The organism is Novosphingobium sp. Gsoil 351 (genome assembly GCF_009707465.1).
Classification (GTDB): Bacteria; Pseudomonadota; Alphaproteobacteria; order Sphingomonadales; family Sphingomonadaceae; genus Novosphingobium.
Window position 1 is genome coordinate 2,595,824 of the sequence record NZ_CP046120.1, and the last position, 22,369, is coordinate 2,618,192.

Annotated in this window: 16 protein-coding genes and 2 pseudogenes; 7 read left to right on the forward strand and 11 right to left on the reverse strand. The window is 66.9% G+C overall.

Going from position 1 to position 22,369, the window contains the following annotated elements; genetic code table 11:
• The first annotated feature begins 52 nt into the window (after positions 1-52).
• Both katG and GKE62_RS12605 read left to right on the forward strand, forming a co-directional pair.
• Entirely contained in the window at positions 53-2,263 is a 2,211-nt protein-coding gene (gene katG / locus GKE62_RS12600; RefSeq protein ID WP_154692534.1) for a catalase/peroxidase HPI, read from the forward strand.
• A gap of 110 nt (positions 2,264-2,373) precedes the next feature.
• Positions 2,374-4,555, forward strand: a pseudogene (locus GKE62_RS12605) (transglycosylase domain-containing protein).
• A 3-nt stretch (positions 4,556-4,558) separates the two neighbouring features.
• On the opposite strand, the gene GKE62_RS12610 reads toward GKE62_RS12605, so the two are convergent.
• Positions 4,559-5,635, reverse strand: coding sequence for an aspartyl protease family protein (locus GKE62_RS12610; protein WP_154692535.1), 1,077 nt, complete (start codon positions 5,633-5,635; stop codon positions 4,559-4,561).
• Between the two features lie 236 nt (positions 5,636-5,871).
• Positions 5,872-7,140: an aspartate kinase gene (locus tag GKE62_RS12615; RefSeq protein WP_154692536.1), complete on the reverse strand. Its 1,269-nt coding sequence runs from the start codon at positions 7,138-7,140 to the stop codon at positions 5,872-5,874.
• 75 nt (positions 7,141-7,215) lie between these two features.
• On the opposite strand from GKE62_RS12615, the gene ubiG reads away from it, so the two are divergent.
• The 4 genes from ubiG to GKE62_RS12635 all read left to right on the forward strand — a co-directional run bounded on the left by ubiG (position 7,216) and on the right by GKE62_RS12635 (position 10,298).
• Positions 7,216-7,986, forward strand: coding sequence for a bifunctional 2-polyprenyl-6-hydroxyphenol methylase/3-demethylubiquinol 3-O-methyltransferase UbiG (ubiG, locus tag GKE62_RS12620; protein WP_154692537.1), 771 nt, complete (start codon positions 7,216-7,218; stop codon positions 7,984-7,986).
• A 64-nt stretch (positions 7,987-8,050) separates the two neighbouring features.
• A complete protein-coding gene (locus GKE62_RS12625) occupies positions 8,051-9,259 on the forward strand; it encodes a toxic anion resistance protein (protein ID WP_154692538.1) in 1,209 nt (402 codons plus the stop codon).
• Entirely contained in the window at positions 9,259-10,002 is a 744-nt protein-coding gene (locus tag GKE62_RS12630; RefSeq protein ID WP_154692539.1) for a hypothetical protein, read from the forward strand. Before GKE62_RS12625 ends, GKE62_RS12630 begins: the two co-directional genes overlap by 1 nt.
• Complete coding sequence (locus GKE62_RS12635; RefSeq protein ID WP_154692540.1) at positions 10,002-10,298, forward strand: polyhydroxyalkanoic acid system family protein; 297 nt, start codon at positions 10,002-10,004, stop codon at positions 10,296-10,298. The genes GKE62_RS12630 and GKE62_RS12635 overlap by 1 nt, the downstream gene beginning before the upstream one ends.
• Before the next feature lie 3 nt (positions 10,299-10,301).
• Here GKE62_RS12635 and GKE62_RS12640 read toward each other — a convergent pair whose 3' ends face one another.
• From GKE62_RS12640 to GKE62_RS12660, 5 genes are all read right to left on the reverse strand, one after another.
• Entirely contained in the window at positions 10,302-11,105 is an 804-nt protein-coding gene (locus tag GKE62_RS12640; RefSeq protein ID WP_154692541.1) for a class I mannose-6-phosphate isomerase, read from the reverse strand.
• A 10-nt stretch (positions 11,106-11,115) separates the two neighbouring features.
• Positions 11,116-12,150, reverse strand: a complete 1,035-nt coding sequence (locus GKE62_RS12645) for a mannose-1-phosphate guanylyltransferase (RefSeq protein WP_154692542.1) — start codon at positions 12,148-12,150, stop codon at positions 11,116-11,118.
• 45 nt (positions 12,151-12,195) lie between these two features.
• On the reverse strand, positions 12,196-13,506 hold the full coding sequence (locus tag GKE62_RS12650) for a glycoside hydrolase family 130 protein (RefSeq protein ID WP_230206681.1): 1,311 nt from the start codon (positions 13,504-13,506) through the stop codon (positions 12,196-12,198).
• The gene (locus GKE62_RS12655) at positions 13,460-15,802 is read right to left on the reverse strand and encodes a glycosyltransferase family 4 protein (protein WP_154692544.1); all 2,343 of its coding nucleotides are present in this window, start codon (positions 15,800-15,802) and stop codon (positions 13,460-13,462) included. Before GKE62_RS12655 ends, GKE62_RS12650 begins: the two co-directional genes overlap by 47 nt.
• 203 nt (positions 15,803-16,005) lie before the next feature.
• A complete protein-coding gene (locus GKE62_RS12660) occupies positions 16,006-16,716 on the reverse strand; it encodes a TonB family protein (protein ID WP_154692545.1) in 711 nt (236 codons plus the stop codon).
• A 202-nt stretch (positions 16,717-16,918) separates the two neighbouring features.
• On the opposite strand from GKE62_RS12660, the gene GKE62_RS12665 reads away from it, so the two are divergent.
• The gene (locus GKE62_RS12665) at positions 16,919-17,269 is read left to right on the forward strand and encodes a response regulator (protein WP_154692546.1); all 351 of its coding nucleotides are present in this window, start codon (positions 16,919-16,921) and stop codon (positions 17,267-17,269) included.
• Between the two features lie 4 nt (positions 17,270-17,273).
• Here the strand turns inward: GKE62_RS12665 and GKE62_RS12670 are convergent.
• The 4 genes and pseudogenes from GKE62_RS12670 to GKE62_RS12685 form a co-directional block, all read right to left on the reverse strand.
• Positions 17,274-18,512: pseudogene (locus GKE62_RS12670) on the reverse strand (3-hydroxyacyl-CoA dehydrogenase NAD-binding domain-containing protein); the annotation flags it as partial.
• Between the two features lie 46 nt (positions 18,513-18,558).
• Complete coding sequence (locus GKE62_RS12675; RefSeq protein ID WP_154692548.1) at positions 18,559-19,785, reverse strand: serine hydrolase; 1,227 nt, start codon at positions 19,783-19,785, stop codon at positions 18,559-18,561.
• Positions 19,782-20,546, reverse strand: coding sequence for an SDR family NAD(P)-dependent oxidoreductase (locus GKE62_RS12680; RefSeq protein WP_154692549.1), 765 nt, complete (start codon positions 20,544-20,546; stop codon positions 19,782-19,784). The genes GKE62_RS12675 and GKE62_RS12680 overlap by 4 nt, the downstream gene beginning before the upstream one ends.
• The gene (locus GKE62_RS12685) at positions 20,543-22,237 is read right to left on the reverse strand and encodes a class I adenylate-forming enzyme family protein (protein ID WP_195908377.1); all 1,695 of its coding nucleotides are present in this window, start codon (positions 22,235-22,237) and stop codon (positions 20,543-20,545) included. Before GKE62_RS12685 ends, GKE62_RS12680 begins: the two co-directional genes overlap by 4 nt.
• Positions 22,238-22,369: the final 132 nt, after the last annotated feature.

The following is a 22,369-nucleotide window of genomic DNA, read 5'->3' on the forward strand; positions in this document are numbered from 1 at the left end:
ACCGTGCGGCCTATCGAGGCGGCTGGTTTTCGAAATACCAAGGAGCAGGATGATGGACGCGGTAACCGGATCGATGGCGGGCGGCTGCCCGGTGGGCAAGGACGGCGGGGTGCGCGCGCTGCTTGGGAGGCAGAACCGCGACTGGTGGCCCGATGCGCTGGCGGTCGACATCCTCGCCGCCAATGGCAGCGCCGATCCGATGGGGCCGGACTTTGACTACGCGACCGCGTTCAACACGCTCGATTACAACGCGCTCAAGGCCGATCTCACCGCGCTGATGACCGACAGCCAGCCCTGGTGGCCGGCCGACTACGGCCACTACGGTCCGTTCTTCATCCGCATGGCGTGGCACGCCGCGGGCACCTATCGCACCGGCGACGGGCGCGGTGGCGCCAATTCAGGCCAGCAGCGATTTGCCCCGCTCAACTCGTGGCCCGACAACGGCAACCTCGACAAGGCGCGGCGCCTGCTGTGGCCGATCAAGCAGAAATACGGTCAGAGCATCAGCTGGGCCGACCTGTTCATCCTGGCCGGGAATGTCGCGATCGAATCGATGGGCGGCCCGGTGTTCGGCTTCGGCGGCGGTCGCGCCGACGTCTATGAGCCCGAGAAGGACATCTACTGGGGCGACGAGGACAAGTGGGTCAACGAAGGCGTCCAGACCCGGATCGATCCCGAGCGGGGTCTCGAGGATCTCGACGGGCCTCTGGCGGCGATCCAGATGGGGCTGATCTACGTCAATCCCGAGGGGCCGGGCGGCAACCCCGATCCGCTGCAGTCGGCGCGCGACATCAAGGCGACCTTCTTGCGCATGGCGATGAACTCGGAAGAGACCGTCGCACTGACCGCGGGCGGGCACACCTTTGGCAAGGCCCACGGCAACGGCGACGCCTCGCTGCTCGGCAAGGCTCCCGCGGGCGGCGATCTTGCTTCGCTCGGCTTCGGCTGGACCAGCAGCGCCGAACATGGCGGGATCGGTGAGCACACCGTTACCAGCGGGATTGAGGGATCGTGGGTCAATACCCCCACCTCATGGTCTGAGAACTATTTCCGCCTGCTGCTCGATTACGAGTACGAACTCGTCCACTCGCCCGCCGGCGCGCAGCAGTGGCAGCCGATCAACCAGAAGCCCGAAGATATGGCGCCTGCGGCATGGGATCCCAGCGTCAAGGTTCCGACGATGATGACCACCGCGGACATGGCGCTGAAGATGGACCCCGAATTCCGCGTGATCTCGGAGAAATTCCGCGCCGATCACGAGGCCTTCAAGGACGCCTTCGCGCGCGCCTGGTTCAAGCTGTGCCACCGCGATATGGGACCAAGGATCCGCTACCAGGGTCCGGAAGTCCCCGCCGAGGACCTGATCTGGCAGGACCCGATCCCCGCCGGAACCAAACCCTCGGACGCCGACGTTGCGGCGGTCAAGGCGAAGATCGCATCCAGCGGCCTGACCGTGAGCCAACTGGTCAAGACCGCGTGGGCCTCGGCCAGCACCTATCGCAAGTCGGATCACCGCGGCGGCGCCAACGGCGCGCGCATCCGGCTCGCGCCCCAGAAGGACTGGGACGTCAACGAACCCGCCGAACTGGCCAAGGTGTTGTCGACCCTCGACGGATTGCGCGGTTCGCTGTCGATGGCCGATGCGATCGTGCTCGGCGGCGTTGTCGGGCTCGAGAAGGCGATGGAGGGCACCGGCTTCAGCGTTCCCGTGCCGTTTAGCGGCGGGCGCGGCGATGCGACCGCCGAGCAGACCGACGCCGAAAGCTTCGACTGGCTTGAACCGCGGGCCGATGCGTTCCGCAACTACCTGCCCAAGAAGCTGCGGGTGAAGACCGAGGAGATGATGCTCGATCGCGCCTCGCTGCTTGGGCTTTCGGTGCCTGAACTGACGGTACTGATCGCGGGCTTGCGCGTGCTGGGCGTCAATCACGGCGGTCGCGGCCACGGCAGCTTCACCAAGCGTCAGGGCCAACTGACCAACGACTTCCTGGTCCACCTGCTCGACATGACCAACGTCTGGAAGGCAGTCGACGGCAGCGACGAGGAGGAATTCGTCGCCACCGACCGGACGAGCGGCGGAGAAACGTGGCGTGCGACGCGCGCCGACCTGGTGTTCGGATCGAATTCGGAACTGCGCGCGGTCGCCGAGGTCTATGCCGAGAAGGGGCACGAGCAGAAGTTCGTCAAGGACTTCGTCAAGGCCTGGACTAAGGTGATGAACGCCGATCGCTTCGACCTCGGCAAGGGTGTCGAGGCCAACTGAGTCGATCCAACCGAAGCGATGGACCGCCGCCCGCAATCGATGGGCGGCGGTCTCGCCACTCGCGTTCCCCTTTGCCAAGGCTGTGTTAAGCCTATAATACAGCGTCCGCGATGTTGTTCACCCGGCGCGATCCCGTTCCAGACAGTTCGCAGCCGCTGCCAGGCGGCGTGCTGCCGCCACGCAGCTATCCGGGGTTCGACCCCGTATCGTTCGAGCCTCCGCAAATCGAGCTTGGCCCGACTCCCAAGCCGCCACGCAGCTGGCGGTGGTGGACCCCGCGCGTCCTGGGCGGGCTGTTGGCGCTGTTCGTTGTGCTGGTCGCGTGGCTGGCGATCACCGCACCGCTGTCGAAATCGCTCCAGCCGATCGCTCCCCCGCAGATCACCCTGCTTGCCGCCGACGGCACTCCGATCGCTCGGAGCGGGGCGGTGGTCGAGGCGCCGGTGACGATGAAGGCGCTTCCCCCGCATGTCGCGCAGGCGTTCCTGGCGATCGAGGATCGCAACTTCTACTCGCACTGGGGGGTCGATCCGCGTGGGATCGCCCGCGCCGCGTGGGGCAACCTGACCAGCAGCCGCACCCAGGGCGGCAGCACGATCACCCAGCAGCTTGCCAAGTTCACCTTCCTCACGCCCGAACGCAGCCTCACCCGCAAGCTGCGCGAGGCGCTGATCGCGTTCTGGCTGGAGGCGTGGCTGAGCAAGGACGAAATCCTCGAACGCTATCTCTCCAACGCCTATTTCGGCGACAACCGCTATGGCCTGCGTGCCGCCTCGATGCACTACTTCTACCGCAAGCCGGAGAGGCTCACCGTGGCGCAGGCGGCGATGCTGGCGGGGTTGATGCAGGCGCCCAGCCGCTATGCCCCCACGAAGAGCTACGCGCTGGCCGAGCGGCGGATGCACACCGTGGTTGCGGCCATGGTCGATACCGGTGCGTTGACCCCGGCGGCGGCCAAAGCCGTCACCCCGCCGCGGCTCGACGTGCGCGACCGCGACGCGCTGCCGACCGGAACCTACTTCGCCGACTGGGCGCTGCCCGAGGCGCGCGGGCATGGCGAGCCGGGCTATCTGCGCCAGACGCTGACGACCACGCTTGATGCCAGGCTCCAGAACGCCGCGCGCGCCGCGATCAACCGCGCGCCGTTGGGCGGGGCGCAGGTGGCGCTGGTGGCGATGCGGCCCAATGGCGAGGTCGTGGCGATGGTCGGCGGGCGCGATTACGCCAAGTCGCCGTTCAACCGCGCCACCCAGGCGCGCCGCCAGCCGGGGTCGACGTTCAAGCTGTTCGTCTATCTCGCCGCGTTGCGCGCCGGGTTCACCCCCGAAACGCGGATCGACAACACCGCGATCGAAGCCGGATCGTACCGCCCGCACAATTCGGGAGAGGACTATTCGCCGACGCTTCCTCTGGCCGACGCCTTTGCCCAATCGAGCAACGTCGCGGCGGTCCGCCTGTTCGGCAAGGTCGGCGATACCGCGGTGATCCAGGCCGCGCGCGATCTTGGGGTGACCTCGCCGTTGGCGCAGGGCGATCCCAGCCTGGCGCTGGGCACGTCGGGAGTGACCCTGCTCGAACTGACCGCGGCTTACGCGGGCATAGCGGGCGACCACAACCCGGTGGTTCCCACCGCGTTCAGCGCGCCCGACGAAGACTGGATGGGCTGGCTGCTCGGCCGCCGCAAGGCGATTTCGGGCGCAGAACGCGCGGCGATGCGCGACCTGCTGCGCGGCGCGGTGGAGCATGGCACAGGGCGCGCGGCGCGGCTTGGTGTGCCAGCCTACGGCAAGACCGGCACTACCCAGGACCATCGCGACGCGCTGTTCGTCGGTTTCGCGGGTGATCTGGTGGTCGGCGTGTGGGTCGGAAACGACGACAACACCCCCCAACCAGAAGGTCACCGGCGGCGGGCTGCCCGCGCGGATCTGGGCCGATTTCATGCGCAGCGCGCTGGGCGGCCGCGCCGCGCCCGCCGCCGCGCCCACCCAACGCCCCGATCCCGAAGGTCCGGTCGAGCCGCTGGACGTCCCCGAAGGCATCGACATCGACGCCAACAACCGCTTGCGGGTGGAAAACGGCGAGGCGGTCATCACCACCGACATCGGCGGGGCCCCGATGGACGTGCGGATCGGCGAAGACGGGGTGCGGGTGGACGGGCAGAGCTTGCAGGACCGGCTGGTCCGGCCCGAAGACCTGGAGCGCCTTCGCGAGGCGCAACGCCGCGCGGTCGACGAGGCCCGGCGGCGGGCGGATGAGGCGCGCGAGCGGTATGAGGAGGAAATGGGGCGGTAGGCTCTAGCGCCGGCAGACTTCCGGATTGTCGCCCGATGACAGCCGGGTCCGCGCGACCGACGACGAGGTATTGATGAAGATCCCGGTGGTGCCGCAACGCCTGAGTTGAAACCGGACCCTGCGCGCCCGGAAATCGAGCGAAACGCGGCGAAATGTCTCGAGCAGGTCGGTCCCCAGCAGCAGCGAAGGTTCCTTGTCGAGTCCGAACACCGTGAACGGCGGGACATCCGCGAACGCCATCGGAACATCGCGCAAGGTCACCGAGCCGAGCCGCAGTTCGCCGATCCGCGCCACTTGCAGCGGCACCGTGACCCCGGTCACCCCGACGACCTCGATCGTCACGAACTTGTCGCGGTTGCTGCGATTGTTGCGGATCAGCTTGTCGCGCAGGGCGAGGTTGCCGATGGTGATTTCCGAGCCGGTGTCGATCACCGCCTCCACCGGCAGATTGGCGGCGCGGACCTGAGTCAGTATCAATTGCCCGCGCCGTTTGCGCGCGACGAGGATGAACTCGCCGTCGAGGCGCGGCGCCGGGCGGCGCGAATCCTCGACCTTTATCTGGCGCTTCTCGAAGTCCATCATCAGCCGCTGCTCGACCAGAGCGTCGATGCCCAGCATCCCTTGGCCGCCCATGTCGCGTTCTTCGAGCGCAGGCAGTTCCAAATCACGGATCGTGCTCGGGCCGAGCGTCAACTCGCCGACCAGCACCCGCTCGACCCGGGCGCTGGCGGTTATCCCGTTGAGGATCACCGGTCTTCCCGCGGGCAGTTGCAGCGCCCGCGCGATCCGCTGGCCGACCACCGAACTGTCCGCGCCGCTATCGACCAGGAATTGATACGGCCCGCTTCCGTTGATCTGCACCGCTACGGTCAATCGGGTGCGGACCTTGCGCGCGTCGATATCGTCGCCGCCCACGGCAAGCGCATCGTCGATCACCGCAGGCGGTAGCCGAGGCATTTCCACGGGCGCGACGCGGACCGGCTTGGGCGCCGCAGCCAGCGCGGAGGGTCCCGCAAACGCCAACGCCGCCGCGAGGAGGATCGGCCAGTGATCTGTGCGCGGGCGCGGCGGTGGTTTCACCGGGCCAGGATACCGCAAAAAGCGGCGCTTCGATATTGCCGCCGGGCCGCGCCGCGCGCATGATTGCTATGTAGGATTTCGTTTGCCTCGCGTGTCTGGCGATGCGCCGCGGACACGATCCTACGCACTCTGGCTGCTGTTATGCGCGATGCGACAGCCCTTATCGCGGAAGGCCGTTTTTTTTACCTAGGACTGTGGTCCAAGTGGTCCAAGCCCGGCGCGGAACTTGCCCGGCGTCAGGCCGCCGCGTCGACCGCGTCGAGCCCGTACGCGGTGTGGAGCACCCGTACCGCGAGTTCGGTTTCGTCCTCGTCGATCAGCACGCTGACTTTGATCTCGCTGGTGCTGATCGCCTGAATGTTGATCGCGCGGTCCGCCAAGCTCTTGAACATCGTCGCGGCCACGCCCGCGTGGCTCTTCATTCCGACTCCGACCACGCTGATCTTGGCGACGTGGGCGTCCGAGATCAGGCGGTAGAACCCGATCTCGCTCTGCTTGGCCTCGAGCATCGCCAGGCTGCGGGCCAGATCGGTGCGCGGCACCGTGAAGGTCACGTCGGTCTCGCCCTTATCCTTGGCGACGTTCTGGATGATCATGTCGACGTTGATGCTGGCGGCAGCCAGCGGCCCGAAGATGTGCGCGACCGAGCCGGGCTTGTCGGGCACCCGGGTCAGCGTGATCTTGGCCTCGTTCTTGTCGTGGGCGATGCCGGTGATGAGCTGGCGTTCCATGTCCTGTCCTTCCACTTCGGCGTCGCTGACGATCATCGTGCCGGGAATGCTGTCGGCGGGGGGCGCGTCGTCGTCGATAAACGAGCTCAAGACCTGGACGCGCACGCCCTCCTTCATTGCCAGCCCGACCGAACGGGTCTGGAGCACCTTGGCGCCCACGCTGGCGAGTTCGAGCATCTCCTCGTAAGTCACGGTCTTGAGCTTGCGCGCCTTGGCGACGATCCGCGGGTCGGTGGTATAGACCCCGTCGACGTCGGTGTAGATGTCGCAGCGATCGGCCTTGACCGCCGCCGCCACTGCTACGGCGCTGGTGTCGGAACCGCCGCGGCCCAGCGTGGTGACGCGGTTGTCGTCGGACAGGCCCTGGAACCCGGGGATCACCGCGATTTCGCCGCTCGCCATCGAGGCGATAAGCGCCTCGGCGGGAATGTCGTCGATCCGCGCCTTGGCGTGCGCGCCGACGGTGCGGACGGGCAACTGCCAGCCAAGCCACGAACGCGCCTTGCAACCCAATGCTTGCAGGGTGAGAGCCAGCAGCCCGCTGGTGACCTGCTCGCCGCTGGCGACGACCACGTCGTATTCGGCGGGATCGTACAGCGGATTGGCCTCGCGCGCGAAATTGACCAGGCGGTCGGTCTCGCCCGCCATCGCGCTGACCACCACCGCGACCTCGTGCCCGGCAGCCTGCTGGCGCTGAACGATCCGCGCGACACGGCGGATGCGCTCGGTCCCGGCCATGCTGGTGCCGCCGAACTTCATCACGATCCGGGCCAAGATTGCAGCTCCCGCGCAAGAAAATGTCGCCGCGGACCCCTCGCCGCGCGGCGGGCGCCCTGTTAGGGTCGGCACATGGATAACGCAACCACCGCCACGATCAGGGCAGACGAGGCCGCGCACTTCGGCAAGCTGGCGGCCGAGTGGTGGGATCCCAAGGGCTCGTCGGCGATGCTCCACCGGATCAATCCCGTGCGCCTCGGTTTCGTGCGCGAGGCGATCGATGCGCACTGGGGCGGCGATGCGGCAGCGCTCAGGCCCCTGGCCGGCAAGCGCGCCCTGGACGTCGGCTGCGGCGCGGGGTTGCTGTGCGAGCCGCTGGCCCGGCTCGGCGCGGCGGTGACCGGGGTCGATGCGGCGGCGGAAAATATCGCGATGGCCAGCGATCACGCGGCCGGGGCGGGGCTGGACATCGCCTACCGCGCCGGAGAACTGTCCGCGCTCGATCTGGGCCGGTTCGACCTCGTCACGGCCATGGAAGTGCTCGAGCATGTCGCCGACAAGCCCGCGTTTGTCGCCGCGCTGGCCGCAAGCCTCGCGCCCGGTGGCCTGCTGATCCTGTCGACCCCCAACCGCACGCTCCAATCCCGCCTGCTGCTGGTCGGTGCGGCGGAGCTGGTCGGGGCGATCCCGCGGGGCACACATCATTGGGACGATTTCGTCATCCCGCTCGAACTGCGCGACTTGCTGGACACGGCGGGGCTCGTGATGGGCAAACCGCGCGGAATCGCCTGGTCGCCGGGCAAAGGCCTGCACCTTTCGGACGACCTGGCGCTGAACTACATCGTCACCGCCACGGCCGCTTCGCCAACCGGCGCCCTTGCAACCAGCGTATTACTCACCTAATACACTTGCCGGAACACGCCGCACGCGGCATTGAAACGGCCACGCAACACGGGATCGACGATCGATGGCTCCCACGCCCACGCAGACCGCAACCACGGCCAAGCTTGAACTGACCGCGCCCGATCCGGTGCCGGTCGTCGCGCCGGAACAGGCGATCGGGCTGGTCCCGGTCTCGGACGAAAACCGCTCGAAGCTGGAGACCAAGGTCGAAGCGTTCGTCGCCGACCTGGTTGCGCAGGACGCGGCCAGCCCCGAGTTCGGCAAGCGGGTCGATCAGCTGACCAACATGGGGCGCAAGGAGATCGCGGCCGCGGCGGCGATGTCGAACCGGTTCCTCGACCGCCCGGTACGCGCAATGGACAAGGAAACCGGCGTCGGCGCCAACCTTGCCGAACTTCGCCGCACGGTCGAGCAGCTCGATCCGGGCAAGAAGGGGCAGCTTTCCACCGGGCGCAAGATTCTCGGTATCATCCCGTTCGGCAACAGCCTCAAGAACTACTTCACCAGCTATCAGTCGGCCCAGGGCCACATCCAGTCGGTGCTCGGCCACCTCGCCTCGGGCAAGGACGAGCTGCTGATGGACAACGCCGCGATCGACGTAGAGCGCCAGAACCTGTGGAAGGCGATGGGCGATCTCGAACAGATGATCCACATCAGCCGCACCCTCGACGGCAAGCTGGAAGACAAGGCCAACGAGCTCGATCACACCGATCCGGCCAAGGCCAAGGCGATCCGCGAGAGCGCGCTGTTCTACGTCCGCCAGCGCACCCAGGACCTGCTCACCCAGATGGCGGTGACGGTGCAAGGCTATCTCGCGCTCGATCTGGTCAAGAAGAACAACGTCGAGCTGGTCAAGGGCGTCGATCGCGCCAGCACCACCACCGTCGGCGCGCTGCGCACCGCGGTGACCGTGGCCCAGGCGATGACCAATCAGCGGCTGGTGCTCCAGCAGATCACCGCGCTCAACGAGACCACCGCGGGGATGATAGATTCGACTGGCAAGCTGCTGCGCGAGCAGACCGGGCGGATCCACGAGCAGGCGGCCAGCAGCACGATCCCGATGGAAACGCTCCAGCGCGCCTTCCAGAATATCTACGACACAATGGACAACATCGACACCTTCAAGCTCAAGGCGCTCGATTCGATGAAGCAGACGGTCGAGACGCTGACCGGCGAGGTCGAGAAGTCGCGCGCCTACATCGCTCGGGCCGAAGGCGCTTCGCAGGCCAAGCTGGCGAACGATGCGCCCTCGATGCTCAGTCTCGAGGGCTGATGGCCGGCGAAGCCCACAATAGCCAGGCTATCATGGCCGCGGCCAGGCGCAGCCTGGCCGATCAGCGCGCCGGTGGGCGGCGGCGCTCGATCGGGCGTGGTTCGGCCGAACTCAAGGCCCGCCACTACAAGGCCAAGCTTGCCCGAGTGGTGGTAGCCGTCGTCGGAATCGTGGTCGCGGCGATGGTGGCGGGCACGATCATCGGCGGGATCGGGGTCGAGGGTCTGTTCTACGCGGTGCTCGCCGCGGTCGCGATCGCGGTGGTGCTGGGGCGCTATCCGCGGTTGAAGGTGCCGGGGCAGGCGCACCTGAACCAGGGCGACGCACGGACGATGGTGGCGCGTACCGAGCTGTGGCTGGAGAACCAGCGTCCGGCGCTGCCCGCGCCTGCGGTTCAGCTAGTGGACCAGATCGGCGTGCAACTCGACGCACTGGGGATTCAGCTCGAGAACGTCGCCGAACAGCCGGCCACGCTCGAGGTGCGCAAGCTGGTCGGCGAGCATCTGCCCGAGATGATTTCCACCTACCGCCGCATCCCCGCGCACTTGCGCGACGAAATGCGCGCCGACGGGCGCACTCCGAGCGAGCAGCTCAGCGACGGGCTGGGCAAGATCAGCAGCGAGATCGACCAGATCACCCGGCAGCTTGCCGCGGGCGATCTCGACAGCCTGGCCGTGCGCGGACGGTTCCTCGACTACAAATACGGCGACGCGCTCGATCCGGGCGAGGCGAAGCCAGGCTGATGCGCGTCGCTATCCCCCACAAGCTGGGCAAGGCGGAAGTCCGCCGCCGCCTGACCGAGCGCACCCCCGACCTTGCCGGATTCATCCCCGGCGGCTTCGCCCAGGTCGATCACGGCTGGATCGACGAGGACCACATGCGACTGACCGTGGGCGCGCTCGGCCAGTCGATCGAATCGCGCCTCGATGTCGAGGATCATCAGGTGGTGGTGAACGTCGACCTGCCGCCGCAGCTGGCGTTCGTCGGCGCGGCGATCGAGGCGGGAATCCGCAACAAGGCCACCAAACTGCTCACGTGACCCCTACTTCGGACGCGCGATCAGACATCTGCCCGCGCGATCGAAAGTCACCGCGTCAATGCCCGGCGCATACCCGCAACCGCCGGGTTCCAGCACTTCGCCGTGCAGACCGATCGCTCCCGCGAGCGGGACGACCAGCAGCGGCCCTGCATAGGCGGCGCGGACGGCTTCATCGGGCTCGCCATCGATCCGGTAGAGCTGGAAATAGCGTCCGTCGGCCAGCTCGCACGTGCCGCGCTCGGCAACATGGCGGCGCAGCGCGGGATCGTGCAGCTCGCCCCGCGCTACGGCTACGCCCTCGTCGAGATGCAGTTCGCGCGGGCGGCCGTAGTCGTACAGGCGATAGGTGATGTCGGCGTTCTGCTGGACCTCGATCAAACCGACCCCGGCGCCGATCGCATGGACGGTGTTGGCGGGGATGTAGAAGAAATCGCCCGCCCGAACCGGGTGCCAGACGAGCAGACCCTCGATCGAACCATCGAGAGCGGCGGCACGCATCGCCGGTCGCGACAGTGGCTTGCGAAAGCCCACGCCCAGCGTCGCGCCGGGTTCCGCGTCGATCACAAGCCAGCATTCTTCCTTGCCATTCGCGCCAAGTCCCGCAGCGCACGCCTGCGCGTCGTCGGGATGGACCTGAACCGAGAGCTTTTCGGAAGTGAAGATGTACTTGACCAGCAGGCTCGGCAGTTCGCGCGGCGGCTCGAACCAGATTTCGCCGATCTTCTCGCCCGGAGGCGCGGCGAACGGTGGGGGCAGCACCTCGCGACCCCATGGCTTGGCTACCGTGCGGATGGGCAGCCCGCTCACTTGCCGATACTCATTGGTTCGCGGCCCCGCGGAGCTTGCCGACCTGCTGCGCTCCGTCGGCGGTAGTGACCAGCACCTCATCGCCGTCGATGACGATGATCAGGTCGCTCGCCCCGATCACAGAGACACGCGGACCATCGCTTGTGACCATCACGTTGCGGCAGTCCACGAGCTCGGCCCTGCCATCGTGAGTGTTTCCCGATTCGTCCCGGTCGAGCGCGGCGTGGAGCGCCTGCCAGTTGCCGATGTCCGACCAGGCCATGTCGGCGTGTACCATCGCCGCGCGGGTTGTGTTCTCCATCACCGCGTAGTCGACCGATTCGCTGTCGATCCGCGCGAAGGCTGCCGCGCCGGGATGGAACCGGCAGCCGTCCTCGCGGCCCTGCGCCACCGCCTCGCGTGCCGCCGCGGCGATCTTGGGACGGTGCTGTTCAAGCTCGGCCAGAAACGTCCCCGCCGCGAACGCAAAGATGCCGCCGTTCCAGTGATAGCCGCCGTCGCGCAGGAACCCTTGCGCGGTGGCCAGATCGGGCTTCTCGACGAAACGCGACACCTGAAACCCCGCATCGCCGAGCGGCGCGCCTTGGCGGATATAGCCGAATCCGGTTTCCGGTGCGGTCGCCCGGATCCCGAACGCCACCAGCCAGCCGTCGCGCGCCAGCGCTGCCGCGCCCACCGCAGCGACGGTGAAGGCCGCGCAGTCGCCGATGTGATGGTCACTGGGGCAGACCAGCATCACCGCGTCGGCGGGCAAGCGCAGCGCCGCCAGCGCGATCGCGGCGGCGGTGTTGCGCGCCTGTGGCTCGACGATCACTTGCGCGGCGGCATCGATCAGTTGTTCCTCGACGTGGGTCAGGTGTCCAGTTCCGGTCACCACCACAGGAGGCGCGAAATCGTCGTGTCCGGTGCAGCGACTCTGCGTCGCTTCGAATAGCGTCTGCGTGCCGACTAGCGGGAGGAACGGCTTGGGCTTGGTCGCGCGGCTGCGCGGCCACAGTCGTGTGCCACTGCCTCCGCACAGGATGACGGGGACGATTTTGCTCATGAATCCGGTGATCCCCAAGGATGGTCTTGCGGCATCAACGCGCGGTCATTCCATCAGTGCCAGAATGTCGTCGACCAGGGCGGTGGCGAAGCCGACCGCGCTGTCCGAGATGCCGTAGGGGATGTGCAGCCGGTCACCAACGAGCAAGGCGCCGCAAGTGTAGATGACGTTGGGGACGTAGCCCGATCGGTCGGCGTCGATCGCGGTCAGCACCGGCCGCGCGCTACGGGCGATGACCTTCGACGGATTGTCGAGATCGAGCAGCGCGCAGCCCAGCGCATACTTACGCATTGCGCCGACCCCGTGGGTGAACAGCAGCCAGCCCTCGGCGGTGCGGATCGGGCTTCCGCAATTGCCGATTTGAATGAACTCCCAAGGGTATTTCGGACCCATCAGTTTTTCGCCGTCCGAATCCCATGTCTCCAGCGTGTCGGAGCGAATCAGGAACAGGTTCTTGCCGTCCTGCCTCCCAACCATCGCATACTGGCCGTCGATCTTCTCGGGAAACAACGCCATGCCCTTGTTGCGGCCGGCGCGCCCGTGGATGGGTTCGAGCTTAAATTTCGCGAAGTCACGCGTGCGCAGCAGTTCGGAGCGGATCGAGTGGCCGCTGTAGGCGGTGTAGGTGCCGATCCATTCGTAGTCCCGGTCGCCATGATCGAAGCGAACCAGGCGCAAGTCTTCCAGCCCGTTGCGCTGCTGGTCGGTGACCGGAAAGATCACGGTGTTGGACAAGCTGCTTTCCGGGTGGCGGTTGACCACGATCCCGTCGATGCCATCGGTCATCGAAGCCTCGTCCTCGGCCACCGCGGTGGCGAACGGACCCTGCGGCCACAACGCGAAGCCGCCGTCGTCGCTGGCGATGCCTTCGCGGAACGCGACCGAACTGATGTGCCCTTCGCCCACCGCGCGCAGGCTCATGATGAACCGGCAGGCGTGCTCGCCAGTCCCCGACTGATCGGGGTGGGGAACGATCGAGGGGTTCATCAGCGCCGCCGCGGCATATGTATACTCGTGGCAGAAATACGCGCCGATCAGGCGCTTTCGCTGCTCCGAAAAGGCGGTGCCCGCCAAGTCGAGCGAGTGCTCGACTTCGGCGTAACGTTCCTCGAACATCAGTTCGGTCTGCCAGTGCCGCTCGGAAAAGTCGTGGAGCACTTTGGCGTACTCCGCGTCGACCTCTTGCTCGCTCAGCGAAGCAATGTCCTCGATGAGCTTGCGCGCGCGCGATCCGTCCGCGTTGGTCGCCTGCCAGCCGAGATGAAACGGACGCAGGACGACGCGCGAAGGATCGGCGTGGAGCCGTTCCTCAAGAATAAGCAGCGGCGTCTCCGGCGGGGTGTGCAGCGCGTCCAAGTCGATCCCCCGGTTCCGTGCCGCCGGCCGCGCGGCCGAGGGCGGCCATCGCATGGCTCGCCAACTGGAATGCCAGAATGGATTCGGCTCCGCAATTGACGTTCGCACCACGCGGGGTGACGCCGTCCTGGCAGCGCCCCGTGACGATGTCGGCGAGCACCACGCCCCGGTCGTTGCCGCCGAAGAACCAGCGATAGGCGACGGCTGCGTGATCGAGCCAGCGCGCCTCGCCGGTGGCGGCGAAAGCGGCGGCGGCGGCGTCTATCGCGGCCCAGGCCTCGAGCGGCTGCTGGTCGAACGGCAGCTTCGCGAACTCCTGGCCGAAACCCTCGCTGCCGACCGGGCGGAAATGTCCCGAAGCGGCGCGCTGCTGCTCGGCGACCCACGCCAGGCTATCGAGCGCGGCATCGCGCCAGAGCGGCCGGTCGAGCACCAGCCCGGCCTCGAGCAAGGCCTGGGGCAGACGCGCGTTGTCATAGCCGAGCACGGTCTCGAACCACGCCCAGTCGGGGCGGCGCGAAGCATCGAGCAAGCGGTGGAGAAAACCCCCGCCGCGCTCGATCAGCGCGCGGGCCTTGGCGTGATCGTGGCCCGCACGCAGCGCCGTGCCTGCGCCAAGCATCGCGAAGGCGACCGCGCGCGGCGATTCGACGCCGTCCATCGCATCGATCGCAAACCCGAACCAGCGCCGGGCCCACTCGCGAAAGCCCGCGTCAAACCCACTGGCCACCGCTTCGCCGAGCACCCAGGCGGTGCGGCCGTTGCTGTCTTCCGAGCCCGCATCTTCGCACCACGAGCGGTCATAGGCCATGAAATTGCGGAAGACGCCGCGGTCCTCGTTCCAGGCATGCTGGATGAACGCGGCATAAGTCGAGGCGAGTTGCTCGCGCTCGGCCAACGGGAACTGCCCGGCCCGCAACATCAACAGCAGGGCGCGGGCGTTGTCGTCGATGCAATAGCCGTGGCGGCGGTCAGGAATGATCCCGATCGCGTGCTGCAGCATCCCGGTGCCGTCGCTCATCGCCCGGATCGCGGCCAGCGAGGGTAGCGCATTGCGCGCCGGGCCCGCCGCAGCGCGCGGGGCGACCGCACGGCCCACCAGCTTGGCCGAAGCCGCCGCGAAGCACGGCCAGATCGTCGTGCGTCCCCGATCCCAGGCAGCGCGCTGGGTCTGCTCGAGCGCGCCGGGTCGATCCAGCAGATCGAGCACAGCCGCGGTCAGCATCGCCGCTGAGCCGGGCTCGACCAGCACGCCAACGCCGTCCGCCAGCAGTTCGCGGGCGTGAACATACGGGGTAGAGACCACCGCCTTGCCCAGCGCCACCGCATAGCTGAGCGTGCCCGAGGTCGACTGCTGGAGGTTGAGATATGGCGTGACGTAGATGTCGCAGGCTTCCAGCTGATCGAGCAGCTCACCGTTGTCGAGGAAGCGGTTATCGAACGCGACGTTGTCCTCGACCCCCAGTGCGGCGGCCAGGGCGACCAGCTTCTCGCGATAGGCTTCGCCCTGGGACGTGACCAGATTTGGGTGTGTCGCGCCGACGATCCGGTAGATCGCGTCCGGGTGTTCGGCGACGATGCCGGGCAGGGCGGAAATCATCGTCTCGATGCCTTTCCCGGGACCAAGCAGGCCAAAAGTCATCAGCACCGGCCGCCCGGCTAGGCCGAACTTCGCCTTGAATTGCTCCTGACGTCCGAACGGACGATCGGGCGCGCCGTGGTCGATAACTGTGATCCGTTCCGGATCGACGCGATGCCGCTCGATCAACAGGGCGCGGGAATGGTGCGACATCACCATGATCTGCGACGAGAGCTTGATCAGCCGCTCGAGCACCTCCCGCTGCTTGGGCGAAGGATCGCCGAGCACAGTGTGCAACGTGACGATCAGCGGCGCAGCGATCCGCTCGACCAGTTCAAACACCATCTCCCCGCAGTCGCCGCCGAAGATGCCATATTCGTGCTGGAGCCAGACCGCATCGTAGCTGCGATCGTTGATCGCCAGGGCGGCGGCGCGAAAAGCGGCGACGTCGTCGCTGGCGATCCTCCCGCTGACCCGCGCGTCTGCAGCAGGACCTGCGGGAGCCTCGATCGCCCAGACTTCGGGGGCGATCCGCTGCTGATGGGCGCACAACTGCTCGAAGATGTCGGTGGTGAAGGTGGCGATGCCGCATTTGCGCGGCGCAAACCCGCCGATCAGGGCAAGCTTGACAGGGGCCGGCCCGCGGTTGGCGAAATTGAGGATTTCGGCGGAAGTCTGCTCTCCTCCGATACTATCGATCCGCTGCTCGAATGTCATCTGATCACCAATCCGGCGTTAAGGTCGCTGTCTCCCACATGAACGCGCTTGGCGCGATTCGGTTTCTTTGCAGTGCAACATAACGGTGGTATCACGTCCACCGCTCGGCGTATATTTTATTCGCCTAAGCGCATGATCATGTAGGTTTTCGCAGCTTTATATTGCAGATGCGAAATAAACTGAGCGACTGCCGCAATCGGCCATCAATCGGGACGCCACCACCACTGCTTCCACCCGGTCTCGTCCGCGATCGGGGTGCCGTCGGCCGTTTGTGCGGGGCGATAGCGGAACCGTTTCTCTATCAGGCGGCACGTGATCGTATCCGCCTCGGCACTTCCGCTCGATTGGACTACCCGGCAATTACCGACGCGGCCATCGGTTCCCACGACGTAGCGCACGATGATGAACCGGCCATCGCGTTCGTCAGCGCCCGAGCGCGGGAAATCCTTGGTCCTGAGTTCGCCCGAAATCTTTTCAGCCCGGCGCACTGCACCTCCTCCCGGGCCGTTGCCATGGCCGCCACTACCGGTGCCCGCTCCTTGGCCTGAGGCGCCGCTGCCCGCTCCCGTCACGCTGGCCCCCGATCTGTTTGCGTCGCCAGTCGCGGTCACGGGTGCGGGCGTGGGCGCCAAAACGATCTTGGCTGTCGGTCGCGGCCATGGCGTAGCCTTGGGCGCAGGGCGGGCAGCCGCACCTTGGGATCGCTCGACCCGGGGCGCGGGCTCGGGGGTCGGACTCGGGGAAGCGGGCGGAGCGGGGACATTGAAGGCGGCGACCGAGCGAACCGTTTCCACGACCGCCTCCACTCCGAATGCGGCGATCAGCGCCGCGACTAGCGCAACGTGCAACGCCGCGACCCCGGCGATTGTAATCGCGCGGGTTTTCCGGCCCACTCCGATCCGCACTTCGTTCATGCCGATCTTGGGTTCACGCCGATTTTGGCCGTTTGCAGCTCATTCGCGCGATCCAATGATCGATGAACCGCGCCAGTTCCCCGACGAGTCCAATGATTGTAATGCAATCGTCAGGTTTCATGCTATACAGTCGCGTTGAAAAAGAAGACGCGAAAACTGGGGAGATCGGTCGAAACAGATCGATCAATGGACGAGAGCGACAATGAAAATACTGGTCGTGGAAGACGAGCCTCTGCTCGCCATGATGCTGGAAGAAAGTGTCGCCGAACTCGGTCACGAGATCGCTGGTTGCGCCGCGACCGTCGATCAGGCGATGGCCATGATCGATGCCGCCGCGCCGGATTTCGCGCTGCTTGATTTCAGCCTGGCCGACGACGCAACCACGGTACCGGTGGCCACGCGGCTGCGTGCAGGCCACGTCCCGTTCGTCTATTTGACCGGCCATCGGACGCTGCCGCAGGGTGACGGGATACCCGCCGCCCCGCTGCTGACCAAACCGTTCACCCTCGATCAGCTCGACCAGGTCTTGCGCACGGTGCGGCTGGCTGCCTGACCTATCAACCGCCGAAGCCCGCGCCGCCGTCCGCCTTGGCGCGCAAATAGGACGGAACGTTCAGCCCATATCGCTCTAGCCCGGCGATGATTTGCGCCAGGCCCTCGTGCTCGGCCCAGTACATCGGGCCACCGGTCCACGCGGGCCAGCCATAGCCGTTGAGCCAGACGGTATCGATGTCCGAGGCGCGCTGGGCCATCCCTTCGTCGAGGATCTTCGCGCCCTCGGCGATCATCGGGTAAAGCAGGCGCTCGCGAATCTCGTCCTTGCTTATCGCGCGCTGCGGCTTGCCTTGTTTGGCGGCGAATTCCGCGACCAGGCCCGCGACCTCCAGCGAAGGACTGCGCCGACGGCTTTCGTCGTAGTCATACCAGCCTTTGCCGGTCTTCTGGCCCCAGCGCCCCGCCGCGCACAGTGCGTCGCGGATCGTTTCGACCCGCGCGGGATCGCGGTGCCAACCGATGTCGAGGCCCGCCAGATCGCTCATCTGGAACGGACCCATCGGAAAGCCGAACTCGAGGAGCGCGTCGTCGATGTCGTTGTAGGCCGCGCCCTCCATCAGCAGCGCCTGCGCCTGTTGCTGGCGTGGGGTGAGCATGCGGTTGCCGATGAAGCCGGGGCACACGCCAGATACTACCGCGATCTTGCCGATCTTAGGTGCCAGGGCCATCACCGTCGCGAGCTCGCTCGCCCCGGTCCGCGCGCCGCGGACCACTTCGAGCAGCTTCATGACGTTGGCGGGCGAGAAGAAGTGCATCCCCAGCACCGCCTCGGGCCGTGCGGTAACCGCCGCCATCTCGTCGATGTTCAAATAGCTGGTGTTGCTGGCGAGGATCGCACCGGGCTTGGCGATGGCGTCGAGCCGGGCAAAGATGTCCTTCTTGAGGTCCATGTTCTCATAGACCGCCTCGATCACCAGATCGGCGCCGCCCAGATCGGCGAACGCCAGGCTGGGGGTGAGCAGGGCCAGCGCGCGATCGACCTCATCTTCGCTCAGCTTCCCGCGCTTGACCGAATTGGCGTAGTTGCGCGCGATCGTCGCCACGCCCTTGTCGAGATTGGCCTGCTCGGCCTCGACGATTGTCACCGGGATGCCCGCGGTGAGGAAGTTCATCGCGATCCCACCGCCCATCGTCCCCGCGCCGAGCACGCCGACGCGGGCGATCGGCTTGAGCAGGGTGGCGGCTGGAATGTCGTCGATCGTGGCCGCCCTGGCGCGGGCGGCGGCGATGTGATCCTTGGCGCCGGGCAGGGGTTCCGACGTCATCTACGTTCTCCGTTCAAGCCATCTAGGCATAGCTCTCTTCGACCGCGCCATAGATCAGCGTCTTCAACTGGCGGCGGATGGGATAAGTGGACGATGGCATCAGCTGGGTCATGAACACCATGTGCAGCCGCTCGACCGGATCGATGAAGAATGCGGTCGAATACATCCCGCCCCAGAAATACTCGCCCGCGCTGCCCGGGATCAGCGTGCGCGCGGGATCGAGCGTCACCGCGAAGCCCAGCCCGAACCCGGTCCCGGCGTTGCTCGCTTCGCTGAACAGCGATTGCGAGACCGCAGCGAGGTCGGCACCGCCCGGCAGCTGGTTGCGGGTCATCAGGGCGAGCGTCTTCGGGCTGACGATGCGCACGCCGTCTAGCGCGCCCCCAGCTCCTGCACTTGGGCCGATTAGCATCCGGCAGAACCTGTCGTAGTCGGCCACGGTGGACACCAGCCCGCCGCCGCCGCCTTCGAACCGGGCGGGCGCGGTGAGCTTGCTGTCGCGGCCCTTGTCGATCAGCTTGGGCGGCTTGCCGGGGACGTGGGCCCAGCAGTCGGTCAGGCGATCGCGCTGGCTTTCGGGCAAGTGGAAGCCGGTGTCGGGCATGCCCAGCGGTCCGAAGATGCGCTCCGCGAACACCTCGCCCAGCGGCTTGCCCACGATCCGCGACACGACGATGCCCAGCACGTCGGTCGCCACCGAATAGTTCCAGCCGGTCCCAGGTGCGAATTCCAACGGGATCTTGGCCAGCTCGGCGACGAACCAGTCGAACCCGGCCATGCTCCGCCCGCCGTCGGGCAGGGTCTCGCGATAGGCCGCGTCGATGCTGGTGCGGTTCTGGAAGCCATAGGTGAACCCCGCCATGTGGCTCAGCAGATCGACCATCCGCATCGGTGCGCAAGGTTTGACCGGGGCGAAAGGCGCGGCCCCGCCGCCGCCGTTGTAGACGCCGAGGTTGGCGAACTCGGGGATCACCCGCGCCACCGGATCGTCGAGCGCGACTTTGCCTTCCTCGAGCAGTTGCATGAAGGCGATGGAGGTGACCGGTTTGGTCATCGAGGCGATGCGGAAGATCGCGTCGGGCTTGAGCGGCGTGCCGTCGGCGCGGGCCTGGCCCAACGTCGCGCGGTAAACCGGCTCGCCATCGCGCGCGACGAGGATGTCCGCCATCGGCAGTTTGCCGGGGTCGACGTAGCGTTCGCGCAGGAACGGCTCGATCCGCGCGAGCCGTTCGGCGTTCATCCCCGTCATATCGTCGAACCTCCATCGACCACGATGGTCTGGCCGTTGACGTAGCTGCCGGCGCGGCTGGCGAGGAACACCACGGCGCCTGCGATCTCCATCGCCTCGCCGATTCGGCGCATCGGGTGCTGGGTGTTGTAGCGCTCCATGTTCACGGGGTTCTCCCACAGCGCGCGGGCCATGTCGGTGCGGATCAGGCCGGGGGCGACGGAGTTGGCGCGGATGTTGTGCCGGCCCACCTCGACCGCGAGGTTGCGGACGAGCTGCATGTCGGCGGCCTTCGAGATGCAATAGCCCCCGAGGGTCTCCGATCCGCGCAGGCCGCCGACCGAGCTGACCACGATGATCGCGCCGTCGCGGCGTTCGATCATCCCGGGCAGGCAAAGCTGGATCAGCCAGTGGTTGGACAGAATGTTGTTGTCCAGAATCTTGCGGAAAGCGTCGTCCGAGATCGCGCTCATCGGTCCGTAGTAGGGGTTGGAGGCGGCGTTGCAGACGAGGATGTCGATCGGTCCCACCGTCGCCTGGGTTTGGGTAACGAGCTCTTCCAGCGCCGTCTTCGACGAAATGGTCGCGGCGATCGCGGTCGCCGCGCCGGGGTGCCGTGCGTTGATCGCATCGGCAACCGCCTCGCAGGCATCCTGCTTGCGGCTGGAGATCACCACCCTCGCGCCCCGCTCGGCCATCGCCTCGGCCGAGGCCCGGCCGATCCCGCGTGAACTGCCGGTGATCACCGCGACCTTGCCGGTCAGGTCGAACAGGTCGGTCATTCGGGTTCCTCGAAGAGGTGGCCAAGCTCCTTCTTGAGGATCTTGCCGTTGGCGTTGCGGGGCAGGGTTTCGGCCAGGAAGACGATCCGCGTCGGCACCTTGAACGCCGCCAGCCGCGCGCGGACCCAGGCTTGCAGTTCGGCCTCGCTCGCTCTCGCGCCAGGGGCGAGGTGGACCACCGCGGCGGGTTCCTCGCCAAAGGTGCGGTGGGGAATGCCGATCACCGCTGCATCGGTGACCGCGGGGTGGTCGTAAAGCGCGTTTTCGACCTCGGACGAATAGATGTTCTCGCCGCCGCGGATGACCATGTCCTTCGCGCGATCGACGATATAGCAGAACCGCTCGTCGTCGAGCCGGGCGAGGTCGCCGGTGCGGACCCAGCCGTCGACGAATGTCGCCGCGCTGGCCTCGGGCTTGTTCCAGTAGCCGCGAACGACCATCGGCCCGCGCGCCCACAATTCACCGACTTCGCCGGAGGGCAGTTCGCGTTTGCCATCGGGGTCCATGATCTTGAGATCGGCGACCGGGACCGCCGGGCCGCAGCTTTCGGGCTTCGCAAGATAGTCCTCGGCGGCGATTCCGGTGACGGTCGCGGTGGTCTCGGTCATGCCCCAGCCGTTACCCGGCAACGCGCCGAATTCTTCCCTGATCCTCCTGACCAGCTCGGGCGCGGAGGGCGCGCCGCCATAGCCGATCGATTCGAGGCTCGAGAGATCGTACTTCGCGCGGTCGGGATGCTCGATGAGCTGCCAGGCGATTGTCGGCACCCCGCCGGTGATGTTGACCCGCTCGCGTTCGATGATCCCCAGCGCCTGCCCCGCGTCCCACCGGTGCATGAAGACCATAGTGTGCCCCGCCGCGACCGCGCCCATCATCATCGCCGAACAGGCGGTGCAGTGAAACAGCGGGACGACCACGAGAAGGACTTTCGGCTTCGCCTCTGGCGGCACCTCGCCTCGGCGCAAGTAGACCCGCGCCGCGTTGTACCCGCCCGACAAGATGTTGGTGACGAGGTTGCGGTGCGAAACCACCGCGCCCTTCGGGTTGCCGGTGGTGCCGCTGGTATAGAAGATCGCGGCATCGTCGTCGGGCTCGATTGCTGCTTCGGGCAGCTCGCGTTCGGCGAGCATGGAATAGGTACCGGGCGTGCCGATGGCGTCTTCGAGCCGGGCGTTGCCGGGCGGGAGGTCGTCGTTCCAACGGCTGACGAGCACATGCTTTAGCGCGGAAAGGTCGCCGCGATGCGGGGCGATCCGCTGGAGCCGCTCGGCGTCGCAGATCAGGAGCTTCACCCCCGGATCGGACAGGCCGTACGCCAGCTCGGCCCCGGTCCACCACGCGTTGAGCGGCACGCAGATCGCGCCGATCGCGGTGATCGCGAAGAACGCCACCGGCCATTCGGGGAAGTTGCGCATCGCCAGCGCGACCCGGTCGCCCTTGCCCACGCCAAGATCGCGCAGATGGTGCGCAAGCGCCGCCACTGCGCGATACCAACCGGCGAAACTGACCCGCTCGTCCTCGTATACGAGAAAGGTCTTGTCGCCATGCGCGGACCCGGCGCGGGCGAGGGCCGCCAGGCTGGGCAGCGCGCTCTTCCACACCCGCGTCGGCACGCCGCGGATCGTCGCAGTCGTGATCGCAAACGGCGCGTCCTCGGCGCAAAGTAGCGCTTCGGCCGCGGCCATCGACATCGCGGGCCATCCCGGGTCGGCCGGCGATGGGGTCGATTGTATGGCTTGGGTCAAGTGCGCGCCTCTCCCGGGGCATTGTCGTTGTCTTGACGGGATAGACCACCCCCGCACCCGCCCGTCAACGCGCGCAAG

Bases quoted from the DNA above. Each gene is read 5' to 3' on its own strand.
- GKE62_RS12635 (WP_154692540.1), top strand. From the start codon at position 10,002: ATGCGCGTCGCTATCCCCCACAAGCTGGGCAAGGCGGAAGTCCGCCGC.
- GKE62_RS12675 (WP_154692548.1), bottom strand. From the start codon at position 19,785: ATGACGGGGATGAACGCCGAACGGCTCGCGCGGATCGAGCCGTTCCTG.
- GKE62_RS12680 (WP_154692549.1), bottom strand. From the start codon at position 20,546: ATGACCGACCTGTTCGACCTGACCGGCAAGGTCGCGGTGATCACCGGC.
- GKE62_RS12625 (WP_154692538.1), top strand. From the start codon at position 8,051: ATGGCTCCCACGCCCACGCAGACCGCAACCACGGCCAAGCTTGAACTG.
- ubiG (WP_154692537.1), top strand. From the start codon at position 7,216: ATGGATAACGCAACCACCGCCACGATCAGGGCAGACGAGGCCGCGCAC.
- GKE62_RS12645 (WP_154692542.1), bottom strand. From the start codon at position 12,150: ATGAGCAAAATCGTCCCCGTCATCCTGTGCGGAGGCAGTGGCACACGA.
- katG (WP_154692534.1), top strand. From the start codon at position 53: ATGGACGCGGTAACCGGATCGATGGCGGGCGGCTGCCCGGTGGGCAAG.
- GKE62_RS12685 (WP_195908377.1), bottom strand. From the start codon at position 22,237: ATGTCGATGGCCGCGGCCGAAGCGCTACTTTGCGCCGAGGACGCGCCG.
- GKE62_RS12665 (WP_154692546.1), top strand. From the start codon at position 16,919: ATGAAAATACTGGTCGTGGAAGACGAGCCTCTGCTCGCCATGATGCTG.
- GKE62_RS12630 (WP_154692539.1), top strand. From the start codon at position 9,259: ATGGCCGGCGAAGCCCACAATAGCCAGGCTATCATGGCCGCGGCCAGG.
- GKE62_RS12655 (WP_154692544.1), bottom strand. From the start codon at position 15,802: ATGACATTCGAGCAGCGGATCGATAGTATCGGAGGAGAGCAGACTTCC.
- GKE62_RS12660 (WP_154692545.1), bottom strand. From the start codon at position 16,716: ATGAACGAAGTGCGGATCGGAGTGGGCCGGAAAACCCGCGCGATTACA.